We start from the raw sequence: 18,857 nt of genomic DNA, 5'->3' as shown, positions 1-18,857 counted from the left end.
CAGCCGGGGTACGGCAACCGGCGCGATCAGGCGTCGGCCACCTGCTCTACCGCCCGGGAGAACGCGTCGATGGCCAGCCCGACGTCAGCGGTGGTGACCGATTCCGCCGGGTGATGGCTGACGCCCCCCAGGCAGCGCACAAACAGCATGGCCGATGGCCAGCGCTCGGCGATGGCGATGGCGTCATGCCCTGCGCCGCTCGGCAGCGTCAGCGACCGCCCCTGCACTGCCACCACCGCCTCGCTCAGCACCGCCTGCAGCTGGCTGTCGCAGGCGGTGGCGGCGATGCGATAATACTCCTCGGCGCTGAAGCTCAGCTGGCGGCGCCCGGCAATGGCCTGCGCCTCCGCCAGCAGCTCCTCCAGCAGCGCCGCCAGCGGCGCATCCTGCGGGCCGCGAATATCCAGCGTCAGCTGCACCTCGCCCGGTATCACGTTCACCGCGCCCGGCGCACAGCGCAGGGTGCCGACCGTCGCCACCAGATTGCCGCCGCGCTGCCGGGTCAGGCTTTCCACCTGCACCATCCATTCCGCCGCCGCGGCGAGCGCGTCCTTACGATGGAGCATCGGCACCGTGCCGGCATGGCCGGCTTCGCCGGTAAAGCGGCAGTTCAGGCGGCGGGCGCCGTTAATCGCCTCCACTACGCCGAGCGCCAGACCCGCCTGCTCCAGGCACGGCCCCTGCTCGATATGCAGTTCCAGATAGGCGGCGATATCCTGCGGGCGGCGGGCGGAATGGGCGATCCGCGCCGGATCGAGCCCGGCATTCACCAGCGCCTGGGCGACGCTCACCCCGTCGGCATCGCGCTGCGACAGCCAGCTTTCAGGCCAGGTGCCGGTGACGCCGCGGCTGCCAAGCAGGGTGATACCGAAGCGGGTGCCCTCTTCATCGCCAAAACCGACGATCTCGATAGCCTTTGCCAGCCGTCGCCCCTGCTGGTGCAGACGCTGCACCACCTCAATCGCCGTCAGCACGCCGAGCATGCCGTCGTAGCGCCCGGCGTTGCGTACGGTGTCAAGATGAGAGCCCAGCAGCACCGCCGGCGCGCCCTCCTGCACGCCTTCATAGCGACCGCAGATGTTGCCGACGCTGTCCTGCCACACCATCATACCGGCGGCCTGCATCCACTGACCCACCAGCTGGTTGGCCTGCAGATGCTCCGGCGACAGATAGACCCGGGTCAGGGCGTCGGCGGTTTCGCTGAGGGCGGCCAACTGGTCGGCGCGTGCCATTACCCGGCTGGCGGCCGCCTCTCTCTCCGCCTGCTGGCGGACGGTATCACTCATAGGTTGCCCTCGGTGCGGTAGTGATCCCAGGCCGCCTGCATCGCCGCGCCCTGGGTGGTGGTGAACTTGAGGTAGTTCAGCACCGCCTCCAGCGCACTGAGGGTCTGCATCACGCAGTCTTTACGCGCGTTATAGCCCATGGTGCCAATGCGCCAGACTTTACCGTGCAGCGGGCCGAACGAGGTGCCAATCTCAATGCCGAAATCTTCCAGCATCAGCTTACGCACCTGGTCGCCGTTGACCCCGTTGGGGATCACCACCCCCAGCACGTTATTCATTTTGTGCCGCAGGTCGCCAAAGGTCTCGAGACCCATCGCCTGGATCCCTTTCAGCAGCGCATCGCCGTGCAGCTTGTGGCGGTCGATGCCGTTGTCGAGTCCCTCCTGAAGGATCAGGCGCGCGCACTCCCGGGCGGCGAACAGCGCCGAGGTCGCTTCGGTGTGGTGGTTAAGGCGCTCCGGCCCCCAGTAATCCATCACCATGCCGAGATCGAAATAGTTGGAGTAGATCATCTCGTCGACGCCATCGTGGTGGGCGTCGGTGCGGATCCCCTGCTCAATGCAGCGGCGGCGGCGGATCGCCTCTTCCATCCGCGGGCTGAGGGTAATGGGCGAGGTGCCGGAGGGGCCGCCCAGGCACTTCTGCATCCCGGCGGACACCGCGTCCAGCTGCCAGGCGTCGGTTTCCAGCGGGTTGCCGCCGAGCGACGCGGTGGCGTCAGTATAGAACAGCACGTCGTGGCGACGACAAATCTCCCCCAGCTCCGCCAGCGGCTGCAGCATGGTGGTCGAGGTATCGCCCTGCACGGTAAGCAGCAGGCGCGGGCGCACGCGCTTGATCGCGTCCTCAACCTGGTCCGGGCTAAAGACTTCCCCCCACGGCACCTCGATGGTGTGTACCTCTGCCCGGCAACGGCGCGCAATCTCGCACAGCAGGTGGCCAAACCGGCCGAACACTGGCACCAGCACCTTGTCGCCCGGACGGATCGCCGACACCAGGATCGCTTCGATACCGGCGCGGGAGGTACCGTCCACCAGCATCGTCCAGCGGTTTTCGGTGCGAAACACGCCGCGGTAGAGCGCCATCACTTCATTCATATAGTGGGTCATCGCCGGATCGTACTGCCCCACCAGCTGGCTCGCCATGGCGCGCAGCACGCGCGGGTCGGCGTTGATCGGCCCCGGACCCATCAGCAGGCGCTGCGGCGGGTTAATTTGCGAAAACTGAGTGATATCCATCTGCCATTCCTTACGTTAGTTAAGACCGCGCACCGAGGAGATAAACTGTTTCAGTTCGGTTGTCTGCGGACTGGCGAACAGCGTTTTGCTGTCACCCTGCTCCCAGACGCGCCCCTGATGCATAAACACCACGCGGTCGCCCACTTCGCGGGCAAAATTCATTTCATGGGTGACGAGGATCAGCGTCATGCCTTCCGCCGCCAGCTGCTCCAGCACCTTCAGTACTTCGCCCACCAGTTCCGGGTCGAGCGCCGAGGTGATTTCGTCACAAAGTAAAACCTTTGGCGACATGGCCAGCGCCCGGGCGATGGCCACGCGCTGCTGCTGGCCGCCGGAGAGGTTGGCCGGGTAGTAATCCAGACGGTCGCCGAGCCCGACCTTCTCCAGCATCCGCTGCGCCAGCTCGCGGCATTCGGCCTGGGACTTCTTCAGCACCCGCCGCGGAGCCAGCATGACGTTCTCCAGCGCCGTCATGTGCGGAAAGAGATTGAAGTTCTGGAATACCATGCCGATGGAGCGGCTGATCTCCCGGGCCTGGGAATCGCGGTCGGTGATGGTCATGCCCCCGAGCTTGATGCTCCCCTCCTGGTACCCCTCCAGGCCATTGATGCAGCGCAGCAGAGTGCTTTTGCCCGAGCCGCTGCGGCCGATGATCGAGATCACTTCCCCCATGTCGATATCCAGATCGACGCCCTTCAGCACATGGTTGTCGCCGTAGTACTTCTGCATCTGATTAATGGTGATGAGAGGCATTGAATTTGTTCTCCAGATAACGGCTGTAGCGGGACAGCGGATAGCACAGAATGAAATAGCCCAGCGCCACCAGGGCAAACACTTTAAACGGCTGGTAAGTGACGTTGGTCAGCATGGTTCCCGCCTTGGTCAGCTCCACAAAGCCAATAATCGAGGCCAGCGCCGTGCCTTTGATCACCTGTACGGCGAACCCCACCGTCGGCGCGATGGCGATCCGCAGCGCCTGCGGCGCCACCACCCGGTACAGGGTCTGGCCGAAGCTCAGCCCGAGACAGCGCGAGGCTTCCCACTGGCCTTTCGGCAGCGCGCGAATGCTGCCGAACCAGATATCCAGCAGAAAGGCGCTGGTGTAGAGCGTCAGGGCCACCGACGCCGCGGTCCATGCCGAGACGTCGATGCCGAACAGCGCCACGCCGAAAAATGCCAGAAACAGCTGCATCAGCAGCGGCGTCCCCTGAAACAGTTCGACGTAGCCGCGGATCAGTCGTTTTACCTGCCGTCCGCCGGTCAGGCGCAGCAGCAGCAACGGTAAGGTCACCAGCGCCCCGCCGGTAAACGCGACCAGAGACAGCAGCACCGTCCAGCGACCGGCCAGCAGCAGGTTGCGGATAATGTCCCAGTCGGTAAAGGTGGTCATCATGCCTGCACTCCCAGCCATTTACGCCCCGCCGCCATCAGCAGCTGACGCATCGCTATCGATAACGCTAAGTAGATCCCGGTGGTCACCAGATAGACCTCAAAGCTCAAAAATGTTCGCGACTGGATCAGGTTGGCGGCGAAGGTCAGCTCCTCATAGGAGACCTGCGACACCACCGACGAGCCGAGCATCACGATGATGCACTGGCTGACCAGCGCCGGATAAATCCGCTGCAGCGCCGGGGGCAGCACGACGCGAACGAAGGTTTGCGTCCGGCTGAGTCCGAGCACGCGTCCGGCCTCCCACTGGCCTTTCGGCGTCACCTGAATGCCGGCGCGCACGATCTCGGTGCTGTAGGCCCCAAGGTTAACCACCATCGCCAGCAGCGCCGCTTCGCCGGCGGTCATCTTCAGTCCCAGGTTCGGTAAACCAAAGACGATAAAAAAGAGCTGCACCACGAACGGCGTGTTACGAATGATTTCCACATATCCGCCCCAGACCCGGCTGAGGGCGCCCGGGCGGCCGCTGCGGATCGCCGCCCCGAGGATGCCGATCGCCAGTCCGCCGATCGTCGCCAGCACCGTCAGCTGCACCGTCACCCACAGGCCGGCCAGCAGCTCCGGCCAGTGCGGCCAGAGCTCAGAAAAATGAAGTTGCTCCGTCATCCACAGACCTTACGCGCCGAGGCTGGCAGGCAGCGGCGCTTTCAGCCACTTCTCAGACAGACCGTTGAGGGTGCCGTCCTTAATGCCCTGCTCAATGAGGGTATCCACTTTCGCCTTCAGCGCTGGTTCGTTCTTTTTCAGCCCGATAAAGCACGGCGAATCCTTCAGCATAAAGCTCGGCACCGGCGCTTTGTCGGCGTTCTGCCGGGCGATGGCCGCCACCACCAGGTTCCCGGTGGCGACATACTGCACCTGGCCTGACAGATAGGCCGACAGAGTGGTGTTATTGTCCTCGTAGCGCTTAATCTGCGCCGCCTGCGGCGCCACGCTGGTCAGCACCATGTCTTCCACCGCCCCGCGGGTCACGCCGACGCTTTTACCGCTCAGCGCGGCCGCGTCCTTCAGCTCCGCCCCTTTCGGGCCAAACACCCCGAGGAAGAACGGCGCGTAGGCGCGGCTGAAGTCGATCACTTTCTCACGCTCAGCGTTTTTGCCGAGGCTGGAGATCACCAGGTCCACCTTATCCGTCTGCAGATACGGCACGCGGTTGGCGCTGGTTACCGGGACCAGCTGCAGCTTGACCTTCATCGACTTCGCCAGATAGCGCGCCATGTCGATGTCATACCCCTGCGGCTGCAGGTCGGTCCCCACCGAGCCGAATGGCGGAAAATCCTGAGGTACGGCAATGCGGATGACGCCGCGTTTTTCAATATCCTGGAGCTGGTCAGCCTGAGCGGCGGAAACAGACGAAAGGAGACAAGCGGCCCCGGCCAGTGCGATCAACAGTTTCTTCATGATGTTTACCCGTTACGTTAGCATGAAACAAAAGATTCTTTGAATCTGTTTTTGCAACTAATGTGCCAGATACGATCGATACGCGGGTTGGCGAGGAATAAAGGCAAAAAGTGAGAACGGACAGGGAGTAAGGAGCAGAAGAGTAAAAATCGACGGCGCCAGAACGCGGAACCAAATGCACCATATTGATGCACAGCACCACGCTGGCGCCCCATCAGCGTTGTTCCAGCTCGTCCAGCTGCTGATAAAGCGTAGCGATATCGTGGATCCGCGGACGACCGCTGTCGAGCGTTTCATGCAGAAAGGCATTGGCCAGCAGATTGATCAGACTGTTGACCGAGGCATAGCTGTCGTAAGCCGAGACGCTGTCCAGCGGCGCGCAGAGCTGCCAGCGAGAGAGCGGGAACAGGCTGTGGGCCTGCGGCTCGCACATTAACAGAACCGGCACCCCGTCGCGCTGCAGCTGCTGCAGCAGCGGGCGTACGATCCGCGGCCGCCGGCGAAACGCCATCATCACCACCAGGTCATCGGCGGTCAGGTCGACCAGCTCTTCGCTGAGGCTCTGCCCCGGCTGGGGCAGCACCAGCACCTGACCGCGAGCCTGCAGCAGCTGCTGGCGCAGGTGTAGCGCCGCCGGATAGGCATTGCGCATGCCAATCACCACAATGCGGCGCGCGGCCACCATCGCCGTCAGCGCCTCGGCGAACTGGTGAGCGTCAAGGGCATTGACCCATTGGGTGAGGTTTGCCATCTCCTGCTTATAATGACGCGCCAGCAGCGTGTTACCCTGCACCGCGTCGCGCTGGTCGGTCAGCGGCATTCCGCTCTGGCGCAGGGTGCGCAGTTCATCGCGCATGTCCTTATATTTGTCATAGCCCAGGCGCTTGAACAGCCGGCTGACGGTGGCTTTCGACACGCCGCTCAGCTGCGCCAGCTCGGCGCTGTTGTAGCTTATCAGGTCATCAAAGTGGTCAAAGATGAAATCCGCCACCCGCTGCTCCTGCGGCGACAGCGAGGCATATTGCCCTTTCAGTCGTTCATCGAGTTGTTGCATAGCGCCCCTGTAACTTTCGTTTCATCATCCATCCCTCATCATACTGTATCTGCTATGCCTTACACATAGCGTGCCAGCGGGAAAATTCCGGTCATTGTTTTTATCAATGAAACGAAACGTTCAGAGATGGAACAGCTTTTGCAGTGTTCTGCGGGTGATTCGTTCAGAAAGGATAATTTATGCACAGTAGCAACGTTTCGACCCACGGCATGGCGGTCGCTCCTCACCACCTCGCCAGCCAGAGCGCGCTGGCCATCCTGCGCGAGGGCGGCAGCGCCATTGAAGCGATGGTGGCTGCCGCCGCGGCCATCGCCGTCGTCTATCCGCACATGAACGGCCTGGGCGGGGATGGTTTCTGGTTGATCGTGCCTCCCGGGGGGGATCCCATCGCCATTGACGCCAGCGGGGCGGCCGGCTCGCTGGCCACCCTCGAGGCCTATGCCGGTCAGCGGCATATCCCCCACCGGGGGCCGCAGGCTGCGCTGACCGTCGCCGGCACCGTCAGCGGCTGGGACGAGGCGCTGCGAATTTCACGGGACTTAACCGGCCGCGCGCTGCCGGTGGTGCGCCTGCTGGCCGATGCTATCGGTTATGCCGAAGACGGCATTCCGGTCACCGCCTCCCAGGCCCACGCCACCGCCAGCAAACTGGAAGAGCTGCGCCATCAGCCGGGCTTCAGCGAAACCTGGCTGGCGGCGGGCGAGCCCCCCCGGGCTGGCAGCCGCTTTCGCCAGCCCGCCCTCGCCGGTACCCTGCGCATGCTGGCCAGCGACGGTCTCGACAGCTTTTATCGCGGGCCGCTGGCCGAGCGTCTGGCGCAGGGTATGGCCGCGCTGGGGATGCCTGTCACCCTCGGCGACCTGCAGGCCCACCGCGCCCGGCGTCCGGCGCCGCTGACGCTCCAGCACCAGCAGGGAACGCTGTGGAATCTTGCCCCGCCGACGCAGGGGCTGGTGTCGCTGGCGATCCTTGGCATCACTGACCGTCTGAACATGGCCGACGCCGACGAGGCGCAAACGGTGCATCGCATCGTCGAAGCCACCAAGCGGGCGTTTGCCCTGCGCGATGCGCATATCACCGATCCGCGCCATCTGGATGTCGACGTTCAGCAACTGCTGACTCCGGAGGCGCTGCAGCCGCTGGCCGACAGCATCGACGACGCCAGCGCTTCGCCCTGGGGCGGCGGCAAAGGCCCGGGCGATACCGTCTGGATGGGCGTCGTGGATAACAGCGGCCTGGCGGTGTCATTCATTCAGAGTATCTATCACGAGTTTGGCAGCGGCGTGGTGATCCCGGACACCGGGATCGTCTGGCAAAACCGCGGGGCGGCCTTCAGCCTCGATCCGCAGCATCTTCTGGCGCTGGCGCCAGGCAAACAGCCGTTCCATACCCTCAACCCCGCCGCGGCGCGCCTGAACGATGGCCGGGTGATGGTCTATGGCTCGATGGGCGGCGACGGTCAGCCGCAGACCCAGGCGGCGCTGTTTACCCGCTATATCCTGCAGGGGGCGCCGCTGCAGGAGAGCATCTCCCGGCCGCGCTGGCTGCTGGGCCGCACCTGGGGCCAGTCCTCGGATTCACTGAAGCTGGAGGGACGCTTTGCCCCCGCCTGCATCGCTCGCCTGCGCGAGCTGGGGCACGAGGTGGAAGTGCTGGCCGATTTCAGCGAGGCGATGGGCCACGCCGGGGCCATTGTCCGCCATCCCAACGGCCTGCTTGAAGGGGCTACCGATCCACGCAGCAACGGCGCCGCCGCCGGATACTAAGGAGCAGACCATGACCACACAGCCAGACTGGAGCGAGTATCTGACGCAGATGACCCACCTGTTGCGCCTGGAGCTGGATGCGCCGCGCCGTGAGGAGCTGGAGCGCCAGTTTGCCCGCATCGCCGCCATGGCGCAGCCGCTGATGGACTATCCCCTCGGGCCGCGCGACGACATTGCGGGGGTGTATAAAGCATGACACTTCACCATTTCACCATCGCCGAGATCCAGCGTGCGCTGCACGAGGGCGAACTGAGCGCCCGGGAGATCGCCCGCCAGACGCTGGACGATATCGCCCGCGTGAATCCGCAGATCAACGCCTGGACCGAGGTCACCGCCCAGCGCATGCTGGCGGAGGCCGACAGCATCGACGCCCTGCGCCGGGAAAAGCGCCCCCTGCCGCCTCTGGCGGGCATTCCCTACGCGGTGAAAAATCTGTTTGATGTCGCCGGGCACACCACCCTCGCCGGCGCGGAACTGCTGAGCGACCGGCCGCCGGCAGCCAGCGACAGCTGGGCGGTGCGCCAGCTGCATAGCGCCGGCGCCCTGCTCAGCGGGATGCTCAATATGGACGCCTACGCCTACGGCTTCACCACCGAAAACAGCCACTATGGCGCGACGCATAACCCGCACGATCTGTCGCGGATCGCCGGCGGATCTTCCGGCGGTTCGGCCGCGGCGGTGGCGGCCGGGCTGGTCCATTTCAGCCTCGGCAGCGATACCAACGGCTCGATCCGCGTCCCCGCGTCGCTGTGCGGGATCTTTGGCCTGAAACCCACTTTCGGCCGCCTTTCCCGCTCCGGCAGCCATCCGTTTGTCGCCAGTCTGGATCATATTGGTCCCTTTGCCCGCCGGGTGGCCGACCTTGCCGCGGTGTATGACGCCCTGCAGGGGCGCGACCCGGCCGATGACTTTCAGGCCGATAAAGCCAGCGAGCGCACCGGCAACCTGCTGGAGCGCGGGCTGGAGGGTCTGCGTTGCGCGCGGCTGGGGGGCTATTTCACCACCTGGTGCGATGACGACGCCCGGGCGGCCGTGGATCGGGTCGCCCACGCGCTGGGCGCCGACAGCGAGCTGCAGTTCGCGGATGCCGCCCTGGCCCGCTCGGCGGCCTTTATCATCAGCGCCAGCGAAGGCGGCAATCAGTATCTGCCGGATCTTCGCCACTCGCCCGAGCGCTTTGAGCCTCACTCCCGCGAGCGGCTGCTGGCCGGGGCGATGATCCCCTCCGCATGGTATCTGCAGGCCCAGCGCTTCCGCCGCCATGCCCGTCAGGCGATGAAATCCCTGTTCAGTCAGGCCGATGTGCTGATCGCCCCGGCCACCCCATGCAGCGCCACGCCGATTGGCGCCGAGGAGATGGTGATTAACGGCCAGCCGCTGCCGGTGCGCGCCAGCATGGGAATGCTGACGCAGCCGATCTCCTTCCTCGGGCTGCCGGTGGCGACCGTGCCCCTGCGTACCGCCAGCGGCAAGCCGATTGGCCTGCAGCTGATTGCCGCGCCGTTTAACGAACAAGCCTGTCTTCGCGCCGCGCGGGCGCTGGAAGCGATGGGCATTACCGATGCCCGAGTGGCGGAGAGTGCAGCATGATCAATCTGGATAATGTAGACCGCCCGGCGATCCTCGCCGAGGTGACGGCGGCGTTTTATCAGTATGAAGAGGCGCTGGTCAGCAATAACATCGAGGCGCTGGATGCGCTGTTCTGGCACGACCCGCGCACCGTACGGCTGGGGGCCGGCGAAAATCTGTATGGCATCGAGGCGATCCGCGCCTTTCGCGCCGCCCGCCCCGCCGCCGGTCTGGCCCGCGATCTGCGCCATACCATCATCACCACCTTTGGCGCGGACATGGCGGTGTGCAGCACCGAGTTCACCCGCGAAGGCAGCGCCCGCCCTGGACGCCAGCAGCAGACGTGGGTGCGCTTTCCCTATGGCTGGCGGATTGTCGCCGCCCAGGTCAGTCTGATGGACTGAGGGGAACAATACCGATTATGGCCAGGTGGATACCGTCTCCACTGGCCATTCCCGAACCGGTAAAAATGGAGTTATTGACGATGGTCAGGATGATTGAGGGCTGCTGAATCAGCAGATAGTCTTGCGCTGAAAGGGTCATTTCTGCCGCAGGGCTATCAGGCAGCACCAGTCATTACACTTTGCCAAGCAGGATATTTAACATACGGCGCAAGGGTTCCGCCGCGCCCCATAACAGCTGATCGCCCACCGTCAATACCGAGTAGATCGGCTCATTATTTAGCGACATTTTCTTGTAGCGGCCAATACCCACCTGCAGCGAACCGCTAATAGCAGCCGGGGTCAGTTTACTGACACTCTCTGGCTTATTATTGGGGATATAGTTTACCCACGGATGGGAATGGGTCACTAACTCTGCGAATTCCGTTTCGCTGACCTCACGTTTAAGTTTAAGGGTAATGGCAGCGCTGTGGCAGCGGATCACGCCGACCCGAATACATAAACCATTAACCGGGATGGTGCCGGGCGCAAGGCCAAGTATTTTATTGGTTTCCGCCTCCCCCTTCCATTCTTCGCGGCTATTTCCATCGCCTAAATCGCTGTCGATCCATGGAATAATGCTGCCCATCAGCGGGACGCCAAAATTCTCCACCGGCATGCCGGCGCTATTAATCAGCTCACTCACTTTATTGACTAAAGGCAGCACGGAACCTGATGCCGCCAGTTCATCAGCGGACAAATGCTGGCTGATATACGCGCTTTGCGCGATCAATTCCCGCACCTGCTTAGCGCCCGCCCCGGAGGCAGACTGATAGGTCATGACGCTCATCCATTCGATCAGATCAGCCTTGATCAGCCCGGCCAGCCCCATCAGGCTCAGCGTAATGGAGCAGTTGCCGCCGACAAACAGTTTCACTCCCGCTTTCACCGCACGATCGATATTATCGCGATTGACCGGGTCGAGAATAATGCAGGCGTTCTCATCCATTCGCAGCGCCGAAGCGGCGTCGATCCAGTACCCTTGCCAGCCCGAGTGAATTAACGCCGGATAGATGGCTTTGGTATAATCCCCGCCCTGACAGGTAATAATAATATCCATTTCGGCGAGGGCGCTCAGGGAATTCGCATCTTTCAGTCTGTCGCTTTTACCATTAATAACCGGGCCCGCGGCACCCGCACTGGAGGTACTAAAAAAATGCGCTGAAATATCGTCGAAATCATTCTCTTCGATCATTCGCTGCAACAATACTGAGCCAACCATGCCCCGCCAGCCAACGATACCCACCTGCTTCATTTATTTAACCTTAAAAAGTTATGAGAATATTAATTTGTGTTCGCCAGACCTTATATCGTATCCCCCAATAAAGGTCATTACCCACCACATCGATTTCTATGATTATTAAAATGTTTCATCTGCCATCAGCGGTTTTTATCTCTTATTACGGTAAAGCAGAAATAAGCAGGCGGCGGAGACTGTCCCGCTTTCAGCAGTCAAAGGAAGAAATGACGTAGCGGAACGCGAGCGGCTGCTCCCCTGACGGTTATCAAGAGTAACTTGCATTTTGATAGTGACTATGTCAATTTGCTGGCAACAGCCACCTGCTCCCTGGACCGCCCATGAAAAATGAACCGCTTTGCCACGCTCCCTGCCCCATCGCCCGTAGCCTGGGCCGCATCGGCGACAGCTGGAGCATCATGATCCTGCGCGACGCCTTTGCGGGCTTTACCCGCTTCGACGAATTTCAGAAAAGCAGCAACGTCGCGCCCAATATTCTGTCGCGCCGCCTGAAGGCGCTGGTCGACGACGGGCTGCTGGAGAAGGTCTGCTATAGCAGCACGCCGCCGCGCTACGAATACCACCTCACCCCGCGCGGCCGCGATTTCCGCATGGTGCTGCTGGCGCTGGCGGAATGGGGTAATCGCCACTTCGCTCCCGAAGGCCGTCAGATGCAGCTGGTGGAAACCGCCACCCAGCGCCGCGTGGAGCCAGTCATGGTGGATAAAGCGACCGGGGAAGAGATTATTCCGGGTAAATACGCCATGGTGCCGGGCCCCGCCGCCTCGCCGCTGATGCAATATCGTCATGAATATCTGCTGCGCAAACGCGAAGGCGATAGCGGGCAAAAATTCCAGCCTGAACCCTACAGAGATGCCAGCAATGAATCCGACCAGTAAGAAAAATACTCTTGTCCTGGCGGCACTGGGCGCTGCCGCCTTGGCGGCAGCGAGCTACGGCGCTTACTGGTGGCATACCGGGCGCTTTATGCAGACCACCGATGATGCCTATGTCGGCGGCGACATTAGCGCCATATCCAGCAAAGTCTCCGGCTATATCCAGCAGCTGGCGGTGCAGGACAATATGGCGGTGAAAAAAGGTGACCTGTTGATCCGCATTGACGACCGCGATTATCGCGCCGCCCTCGCGAAAGCCGCCGGAGAAGTGGCGGCGCAGCAGGCCGCGCTGGCCGATATCCAGGCTACCCGCCAGCTACAGCAGGCGACCATTGCCGGCTCTACGGCCTCGTTACTGGCCGCCACGGCGGCAACCGAAAAACTGGCTAACGATAACCGACGCTATAACGCCCTGGCCGCGTCGAGCGCGATTTCCGCACAGATCCGCGATAACGCCTCCGCCGATTATCGCCGGGCGTATGCCGAGCAGGAGAAAGCCAAAGCGGATAAAACCGTGGCCGAACTTCAGCTGGCGGTGCTGGATGCTCGCCAGCAGCAAACCCTGGCTGCCCTGGCGCAGGCCCAGGCTAACCTCGAGATGGCCAGGCTGAACCTCAGCTATACCGACATTCGCGCGCCGTTCGATGGGGTGATTGGCAACCGCCGCGCGTGGTCCGGCTCCTTCGTCAGCAGCGGCACGCAGCTGCTCTCCCTGGTGCCCGCGCACGGCCTGTGGATTGACGCCAACTTCAAGGAAAACCAGCTGGCGCATATGCGTGCCGGCCAGCCGGTGACCATCGTCGCCGATGTGCTGCCGAACCATACCTTTAAGGGGCAGGTCGCCAGCCTGGCGCCGGCGACCGGTTCACGCTTCAGCATTCTGCCGGCGGAGAACGCGACCGGGAATTTCACTAAAATCGTGCAGCGGGTGCCGGTCCGCATTGCGCTGGAAGGTGACGGGGCAAAGCTTGACGTCCTGCGCCCGGGACTGTCGGTGATCGTCACCGTGAACGAAAAGAACCCTCAATGAGCACCGTTCAGGCGCTGTCCGCCCCGCAGGGTCTGTCGATGCCGACGGCGAAGAAGATCTTCGCCTTCGCCAGCATGTGCGTGGGGATGTTTATTGCCCTTATCGACATCCAGATCGTCTCCGCCTCGCTGCGGGATATTGGCGGCGGCCTGTCGGCGGGCGACGATGAAACCGTCTGGGTACAAACCAGCTACCTGATCGCCGAGATCATTATTATCCCGCTTTCCGGCTGGCTGGCCCGGGTCATGTCGACCCGATGGCTGTTTGCCGCTTCCGCGGCGGGATTCACGCTGATGAGCCTGCTGTGCGGCTGGGCGTGGAACATCCAGAGTATGATCGCCTTCCGCGCCCTGCAGGGACTGGCAGGCGGGTCGATGATCCCCCTGGTGTTCACCACCGCTTTCGCCTTTTTCCAGGGCAAACAGCGGGTTATTGCCGCGGCGACGATCGGCGGCCTGGCCTCACTCGCCCCGACGCTGGGTCCAACGGTGGGCGGCTGGATCACCGAAAACTACAACTGGCACTGGCTGTTCTTTATCAACGTTGTTCCGGGGATTTACATCGCGGTGGCAGTGCCGCTGCTGGTGAAAGTAGACAGCGCCGACCCCACTCTGCTGCGCGGCGCCGACTATCTCAGTATTCTGCTGCTGGCCTTGTCACTCGGCTGCCTGGAATATACCCTCGAAGAAGGTCCGCGCTGGGGCTGGTTTGATGACGCGACCCTGACTACCACCGCCTGGGTCGCCCTGCTCTGCGGCGTGGCCTTTGTTATCCGCACCCTGCGCCATCCGCAGCCGGTGATGGATCTCCGCGCCCTGCAGGATCGATCCTTCAGCCTCGGCTGCTATTTCTCGTTTATGGCCGGCGTCGGCATCTTCGCCACCATCTATTTAACCCCGCTGTATCTGGGTAGCGTGCGCGGTTTCAGTGCGCTGGAGATCGGCCTGACGGTATTTTCCACCGGTCTGTTCCAGGTCATGTCCATTCCGTTTTATTCGTGGCTCGCCAACCGCGTCGATCTGCGCTGGCTGTTGATGGCCGGGCTGATCGGCTTTGCGGTGTCGATGTACAGCTTTGTTCCGATCACCCACGACTGGGGGGCGGATCAGCTGCTGCTCCCGCAGGCCTTTCGTGGACTGGCGCAGCAGTTTGCCGTCGCGCCAACGGTGACCCTGACGCTGGGCAGCCTGCCGCCCGCGCGCCTGAAGCTGGCCTCCGGGCTGTTTAATCTGATGCGCAACCTCGGGGGCGCCATCGGTATCGCCCTGTGCGGCACGGTGCTTAACGACAGAACCAATCTGCACTACAGCCGCCTGGCAGACCATCTGAATAACGCCAACCTGGCAATGAGCGATTTTGTTCAGCGCAGCGCGGCAAACTTCACCGTCCAGGGGATCTCGCCGGATGCCGCGCAGACGGCGGCGCTGAAAAATCTTTCCGCGCTGGCGCTGCGGGAGGCGCGGACCCAGGCATTTTCCGATGCTTTCTACCTCATCATGATGGGTTTTTTACTTGCCGCGCTGCTGGTTCCCTTGATGAAAAAGCCGCCGGCACACTGATACTACAGGAGAGTTAACTATGGGCGTTTCCGTTAAACGCATTGTCGTCACCGGGATGGGGATTGTCAGCCCGCTGGGCTGCGGCGTACAGCACGTCTGGCAGTCGCTGCTGGCAGGTAAATCAGGGATCACCCGACTCAGCGAGCAACTGGTCGCGGATATTCCCTGCAAAGTGGCCGGCCAGGTGCCGTCCATTGACAGCGATCCGCTGCACGGCTTCGACCCGCTGGCGACCATCCCGGCGAAAGAGCGCAAAAAGATGGATCGTTTTATCGAGTTTGCGCTGGTCGCCGCGCGTGAAGCGCTGACTCAGGCCGGTTGGTCGCCGGCATCTGCGGCCGAACAGGAACGCACCGCCACGGTGATCGCCACCGGGATCGGCGGGTTCAGCGAGATCGCCAATGCGGTACATACCACCGATGAGCGCGGGCCGCGTCGCCTCTCCCCGTTCACCATTCCCTCTTTTCTGGCCAACCTGGCCGCCGGGCATGTGTCTATCGCCCACGGTTTCCGGGGCCCCATCGGCGCGCCGGTCACCGCCTGCGCGGCGGGCGCCCAGGCCATTGGCGATGCGGCGCGGATGATCCGCAGCGGCGAGGCGGATATCGCTCTCTGCGGCGGCGCGGAAGCGGCAATACATCGCGTTAGCCTTGCCGGGTTCGCCGCGGCAAGGGCGCTCTCCAGCGCCTCCAGCGACCAGCCGGAAGCCGCTTCCCGCCCCTTTGACCGCGACCGCGATGGATTTGTGATGGGAGAAGGCGCCGGGCTTATCGTGATTGAGTCGCTGGAGCACGCGCTGGCGCGCGGCGCCACGCCGCTGGCCGAGCTGGTGGGCTACGGTACCAGCGCAGATGCTTATCACCTGACCGCGGGCCCGGAAGACGGTAACGGCGCGCGTCGGGCCATGGAAACCGCCCTTCGCCAGGCCGGAGTGACCGCTGAAGAGGTTGACCATATTAACGCCCACGCCACCTCGACCCAGGTCGGTGATAAAGGCGAGCTGGCGGCGATTAAAACGCTGTTTGGCGCCCATCCCGTCGCCATTACCTCGACGAAATCCGCCACCGGCCATCTGTTAGGCGCGGCAGGCGGGATTGAGGCCATCTTCACCATTCAGGCGCTGCGTGACCAGGTAGTGCCACCGACGCTGAACCTGCATCACCCCGATGAAGAGGCGGCAGGTCTTAACCTGGTGGCGCTGGAGGCCCGCCCGCAGAAGATGCGCTATGCGCTGTCGAACGGTTTTGGCTTTGGCGGGGTTAACGCCAGCCTGTTGCTGAAACGCTGGGAATAATCGTCAGCTCCCCCCCGGCGATGGCTGGCGAGGGATTTTCGCCGTGGCAGCTTTTGCCCTGCTGCTGGAGTAAATGAAGAACAGCGCGATACCCAGGCAGACAATGGCGCCGATTCGGCTCATCGAGAATGGAATCGCCGCATTGCCCAGCCAGCCGAAGTTATCGATCAGCATGCTCATGGTTAACTGGCCAAAAATGACGGCGACCGTAGCCACTGCAGCGCCAATACGCTGGACGGCCAGCACCATAATGACGATATACGGCACGCCAAACATTGCGCCCAGCAGTTGCCATTTAGGCACATCCATCAGCGTCAGGGTGTGTTTGGGTTCGAAGAAGAAGATCAGCAATCCCGTCACCAGCGCGCCGACAGAAAATGTCAGGAACGCGCTTTTGAATACGCCGACCTTGCTGCCCAGCTGGCCATTGATAGCCGCCTGGATACTCAGCATGGCGCCACCGGCGACGGCGAGCAGAATCATGATAATAGTCATAATGTTACTTTACCCCTGTGCAACCATAACCAGCGCTGCAATGATGAAAATCAGCGCAATGATACGTTTACTGTCAATTTTCCTGCGCGACGTACCGAGCAGGCCGAAGTGATCAATCATCAGGCTCTTGAACACCTGGCCTGCCAGAATGCCGATCATCGTCATGGCGATGCCGATTGCCGGCGTTACCACGGTGAGGATGATGACGTAGATCGGCCCAAGCACGCCGCCAAGCAGCTGCCACGCTGGTTGCGCAAAGAATGACGGGCTGTTGCGCGGGCTGAAAAAAAGCATCAGCAGAAAGGTCAGCGCCGCACCGACGCCGAATATGCTAAAGGTAGCCCAGAGGTCACCGACCTCCCCACCCAGTGGCCCGAGCAATCCTGCCTCTATGGACAGTCCCATGCCTCCGGCAATGACGATAAAAATCAATATGAGTTGCATAGCAATCAGTCTCCCGTAGTTCAGGCGGAGAAGATTACGACTTAACATGGATGAGAAAAATGCCATAATGAGATAAACACTTGTGCAGGATATGCATTAATGAATGAGCTCGGGAACATCAGTATTCGCGCCCTGCTGATTTTTATAGACGTTTATGAGACGCAGAATTTCTCTGTGGTAGCTCGGCGGGAAGGGATATCTGCCTCTCAGGTTTCGCGCGTCATCCATCAGATGGAGGATGTGCTCGGGCAGCAGCTTTTTTACCGCAATACCCGGGCGATAATTCCGACGGAAAGCGGCCATCTTTTTATCCGCTATGCGCGAGCCATGACTGGCAGCATGGAGGAGGCACGGCGGGAACTCAACGAGAGAACCCTTGAGCCTTCCGGAATGGTGCGCATAAACGCACCGGTATTCTTTGGACAGCGCCATGTCGCCCCCGCGTTACCCGGTCTGACGGCGCGATATCCGAAGCTCAGCATTGAGCTTACCCTGACTGATGATTACATCGATCCGCACCGCGAGCCGGCTGACGTAATTTTCCGCATTGGCGTGCTGACGGATTCCGCATTTCATGCGCGCGTGTTTGGCCAGCAGTTCTATCATCTTGCCGCGTCACCGGATTACATCCGCCGGCACGGCATGTTGGGATCACCCGAAGAGCTGGCGCGGCATAAATGCCTGGTCTATCGCGGTTCGTCAGGACCAAACCAATGGCTGCTGCGCAGGCACGGAGAGGAATGGGTGCACTACCCCGTCTCGCCCCTGATGTCATCGAATAATGCTGAAACCCTGCTGATTGCCGCGCTCGGGGGGATGGGGATTGTGCTGTTTCCTGACTGGCTGATTGGAGACCGGCTGAAGCGCGGCGAGCTTGTCGAACTGCTGCCGGAGCTGGATACGTCCATAAAAACGGAGCCACAGCATATCGCAGCAATCTATCCGAATGCCCGCCACCCTCCTCTGAACGTTCGGGCGATTATCGATTACTACCTTGACGCGTTTGGTTCACCGCTTTACTGGCAGTCTGAATAAGACAGGCGATGTTATTGCACGTCCTGAAGTTAATTTCCGTTTCTGGCACAGAGCCAACGAGTTAAATGCCCTTGAGGTCCGTTTTGAGCGAAGACCGGACCACACTATCTAAAGAAAGATATCGCTGATAATGTTGGGACCGCTCAGGTTAAAAAAGGTATAACTTTCTTTTCATTGACGATAACGAAGGAATTTTCATGGTTGAAGTTGAGAAAATAAAAAGGAAATATCCAGGCGCAGGGGCCTGGCAAATGGGTGACAGTCCGGAACTGGCAAGCGAGCTTGCGGAGCTGATTAAAAAAGGGATCAAAACGGCTTCTTGCGGATCTTTTGCCTCTTATCAGCAGGAAGAGTCTGCCCCGAGGATTGGGGATTATAACATTATTCTTGATGGCCAGAATGTTCCAGTTTGCGTGATCAGACTGGTTTCGATGCAGCTGGTGCGTTTTTGTGATGTGACTGAAGCGTTCGCCCGCAAAGAGGGTGAAGGCGATTTAAGCCTTGAATACTGGCAGAAAGAGCATCAGCGTTTTTTCATTCGTGAAGGTCATTTTTCTGAGGATATGGAGTTGATCGCAGAAGAGTTTGAAGTGGTTGAGGTGCTGTGAGACAAGGTTAACGGGCTGACGTTTTATCAATCGCCACTGATAACACTGTTCGCTTC

Annotated in this window: 20 protein-coding genes; 10 read left to right on the top strand and 10 right to left on the bottom strand. The window is 61.4% G+C overall.

Translation table 11 applies throughout. The annotated features are described in order from the left end of the window. Nucleotides 1-26: 26 nt before the first annotated feature. The 7 genes from hpxK to hpxU form a co-directional block, all read right to left on the bottom strand. Nucleotides 27-1,286 carry an allantoate amidohydrolase gene (hpxK, locus tag ACOI6Z_RS19505; protein WP_044523337.1) on the bottom strand — a complete coding sequence of 420 codons (1,260 nt, stop codon included), beginning with the start codon at nt 1,284-1,286 and terminating at the stop codon, nt 27-29. Further along, the gene (locus tag ACOI6Z_RS19500) at nt 1,283-2,524 is read right to left on the bottom strand and encodes a pyridoxal-phosphate-dependent aminotransferase family protein (RefSeq protein ID WP_065813202.1); all 1,242 of its coding nucleotides are present in this window, start codon (nt 2,522-2,524) and stop codon (nt 1,283-1,285) included. Before ACOI6Z_RS19500 ends, hpxK begins: the two co-directional genes overlap by 4 nt. A 15-nt stretch (nt 2,525-2,539) precedes the next feature. Further along, complete coding sequence (locus ACOI6Z_RS19495) at nt 2,540-3,277, bottom strand: amino acid ABC transporter ATP-binding protein (protein WP_002905293.1); 738 nt, start codon at nt 3,275-3,277, stop codon at nt 2,540-2,542. After that, nucleotides 3,258-3,914 (bottom strand): amino acid ABC transporter permease, encoded by a 657-nt coding sequence (locus ACOI6Z_RS19490; RefSeq protein WP_002905295.1) that lies wholly within the window; start codon nt 3,912-3,914, stop codon nt 3,258-3,260. Before ACOI6Z_RS19490 ends, ACOI6Z_RS19495 begins: the two co-directional genes overlap by 20 nt. Next, nucleotides 3,914-4,579, bottom strand: a complete 666-nt coding sequence (locus ACOI6Z_RS19485; RefSeq protein WP_044523341.1) for an amino acid ABC transporter permease — start codon at nt 4,577-4,579, stop codon at nt 3,914-3,916. Before ACOI6Z_RS19485 ends, ACOI6Z_RS19490 begins: the two co-directional genes overlap by 1 nt. A gap of 9 nt (nt 4,580-4,588) precedes the next feature. Next, on the bottom strand, nt 4,589-5,374 hold the full coding sequence (locus tag ACOI6Z_RS19480; RefSeq protein WP_044523343.1) for a transporter substrate-binding domain-containing protein: 786 nt from the start codon (nt 5,372-5,374) through the stop codon (nt 4,589-4,591). Between the two features lie 214 nt (nt 5,375-5,588). After that, on the bottom strand, nt 5,589-6,428 hold the full coding sequence (gene hpxU / locus ACOI6Z_RS19475; protein WP_023289756.1) for a MurR/RpiR family transcriptional regulator HpxU: 840 nt from the start codon (nt 6,426-6,428) through the stop codon (nt 5,589-5,591). A 179-nt stretch (nt 6,429-6,607) separates the two neighbouring features. Here hpxU and hpxW point away from each other — a divergent pair, with 179 nt between their 5' ends. Genes hpxW through hpxZ form a run of 4 tightly spaced genes read left to right on the top strand, consistent with a single transcriptional unit; the run spans nt 6,608 to nt 10,167 of the window. Continuing rightward, nucleotides 6,608-8,194: an oxamate amidohydrolase gene (hpxW, locus tag ACOI6Z_RS19470; protein ID WP_065813203.1), complete on the top strand. Its 1,587-nt coding sequence runs from the start codon at nt 6,608-6,610 to the stop codon at nt 8,192-8,194. Between the two features lie 10 nt (nt 8,195-8,204). After that, nucleotides 8,205-8,390 (top strand): oxalurate catabolism protein HpxX, encoded by a 186-nt coding sequence (hpxX, locus tag ACOI6Z_RS19465; protein WP_023289758.1) that lies wholly within the window; start codon nt 8,205-8,207, stop codon nt 8,388-8,390. Next, nucleotides 8,387-9,784, top strand: a complete 1,398-nt coding sequence (locus ACOI6Z_RS19460; RefSeq protein WP_044523349.1) for an AtzE family amidohydrolase — start codon at nt 8,387-8,389, stop codon at nt 9,782-9,784. Before hpxX ends, ACOI6Z_RS19460 begins: the two co-directional genes overlap by 4 nt. Beyond that, the gene (gene hpxZ / locus ACOI6Z_RS19455) at nt 9,781-10,167 is read left to right on the top strand and encodes an oxalurate catabolism protein HpxZ (protein ID WP_044523350.1); all 387 of its coding nucleotides are present in this window, start codon (nt 9,781-9,783) and stop codon (nt 10,165-10,167) included. Before ACOI6Z_RS19460 ends, hpxZ begins: the two co-directional genes overlap by 4 nt. Nucleotides 10,168-10,339: 172 nt before the next feature. On the opposite strand, the gene asd is transcribed toward hpxZ, so the two are convergent. Beyond that, nucleotides 10,340-11,458 (bottom strand): aspartate-semialdehyde dehydrogenase, encoded by a 1,119-nt coding sequence (gene asd / locus ACOI6Z_RS19450; RefSeq protein WP_044523352.1) that lies wholly within the window; start codon nt 11,456-11,458, stop codon nt 10,340-10,342. Between the two features lie 323 nt (nt 11,459-11,781). On the opposite strand from asd, the gene ACOI6Z_RS19445 reads away from it, so the two are divergent. The 4 genes from ACOI6Z_RS19445 to fabF are packed head-to-tail and all read left to right on the top strand — an operon-like array spanning nt 11,782 to nt 16,219. Continuing rightward, complete coding sequence (locus tag ACOI6Z_RS19445; RefSeq protein WP_064154589.1) at nt 11,782-12,339, top strand: winged helix-turn-helix transcriptional regulator; 558 nt, start codon at nt 11,782-11,784, stop codon at nt 12,337-12,339. Next, nucleotides 12,323-13,366 (top strand): HlyD family secretion protein, encoded by a 1,044-nt coding sequence (locus ACOI6Z_RS19440; RefSeq protein ID WP_064154588.1) that lies wholly within the window; start codon nt 12,323-12,325, stop codon nt 13,364-13,366. Before ACOI6Z_RS19445 ends, ACOI6Z_RS19440 begins: the two co-directional genes overlap by 17 nt. Next, on the top strand, nt 13,363-14,925 hold the full coding sequence (locus tag ACOI6Z_RS19435) for a DHA2 family efflux MFS transporter permease subunit (protein WP_064154587.1): 1,563 nt from the start codon (nt 13,363-13,365) through the stop codon (nt 14,923-14,925). The genes ACOI6Z_RS19440 and ACOI6Z_RS19435 overlap by 4 nt, the downstream gene beginning before the upstream one ends. A gap of 19 nt (nt 14,926-14,944) precedes the next feature. Further along, a complete protein-coding gene (gene fabF, locus ACOI6Z_RS19430) occupies nt 14,945-16,219 on the top strand; it encodes a beta-ketoacyl-ACP synthase II (RefSeq protein WP_049014062.1) in 1,275 nt (424 codons plus the stop codon). A gap of 3 nt (nt 16,220-16,222) precedes the next feature. Here fabF and ACOI6Z_RS19425 read toward each other — a convergent pair whose 3' ends face one another. Together ACOI6Z_RS19425 and ACOI6Z_RS19420 are read right to left on the bottom strand one after the other, a co-directional pair. Continuing rightward, nucleotides 16,223-16,714, bottom strand: coding sequence for a DMT family transporter (locus ACOI6Z_RS19425; RefSeq protein WP_048335768.1), 492 nt, complete (start codon nt 16,712-16,714; stop codon nt 16,223-16,225). A gap of 9 nt (nt 16,715-16,723) precedes the next feature. Continuing rightward, on the bottom strand, nt 16,724-17,158 hold the full coding sequence (locus ACOI6Z_RS19420; RefSeq protein WP_023289765.1) for a DMT family transporter: 435 nt from the start codon (nt 17,156-17,158) through the stop codon (nt 16,724-16,726). Nucleotides 17,159-17,257: 99 nt separating this feature from the next. Between ACOI6Z_RS19420 and ACOI6Z_RS19415 the strand changes: the two genes are divergently transcribed. Both ACOI6Z_RS19415 and ACOI6Z_RS19410 read left to right on the top strand, forming a co-directional pair. Further along, the gene (locus ACOI6Z_RS19415) at nt 17,258-18,193 is read left to right on the top strand and encodes a LysR family transcriptional regulator (protein WP_032456087.1); all 936 of its coding nucleotides are present in this window, start codon (nt 17,258-17,260) and stop codon (nt 18,191-18,193) included. Nucleotides 18,194-18,444: 251 nt separating this feature from the next. Continuing rightward, a complete protein-coding gene (locus tag ACOI6Z_RS19410) occupies nt 18,445-18,801 on the top strand; it encodes an ASCH domain-containing protein (RefSeq protein ID WP_072199053.1) in 357 nt (118 codons plus the stop codon). The last annotated feature ends 56 nt before the right edge of the window (nt 18,802-18,857 follow it).

This window comes from Klebsiella sp. C239, assembly GCF_048822715.1.
Classification (GTDB): domain Bacteria; phylum Pseudomonadota; class Gammaproteobacteria; order Enterobacterales; family Enterobacteriaceae; genus Klebsiella; species Klebsiella quasipneumoniae.
The sequence above is the reverse complement of the archived record's forward strand: the minus strand, read 5'-3'. Positions and strand labels throughout refer to the sequence as shown.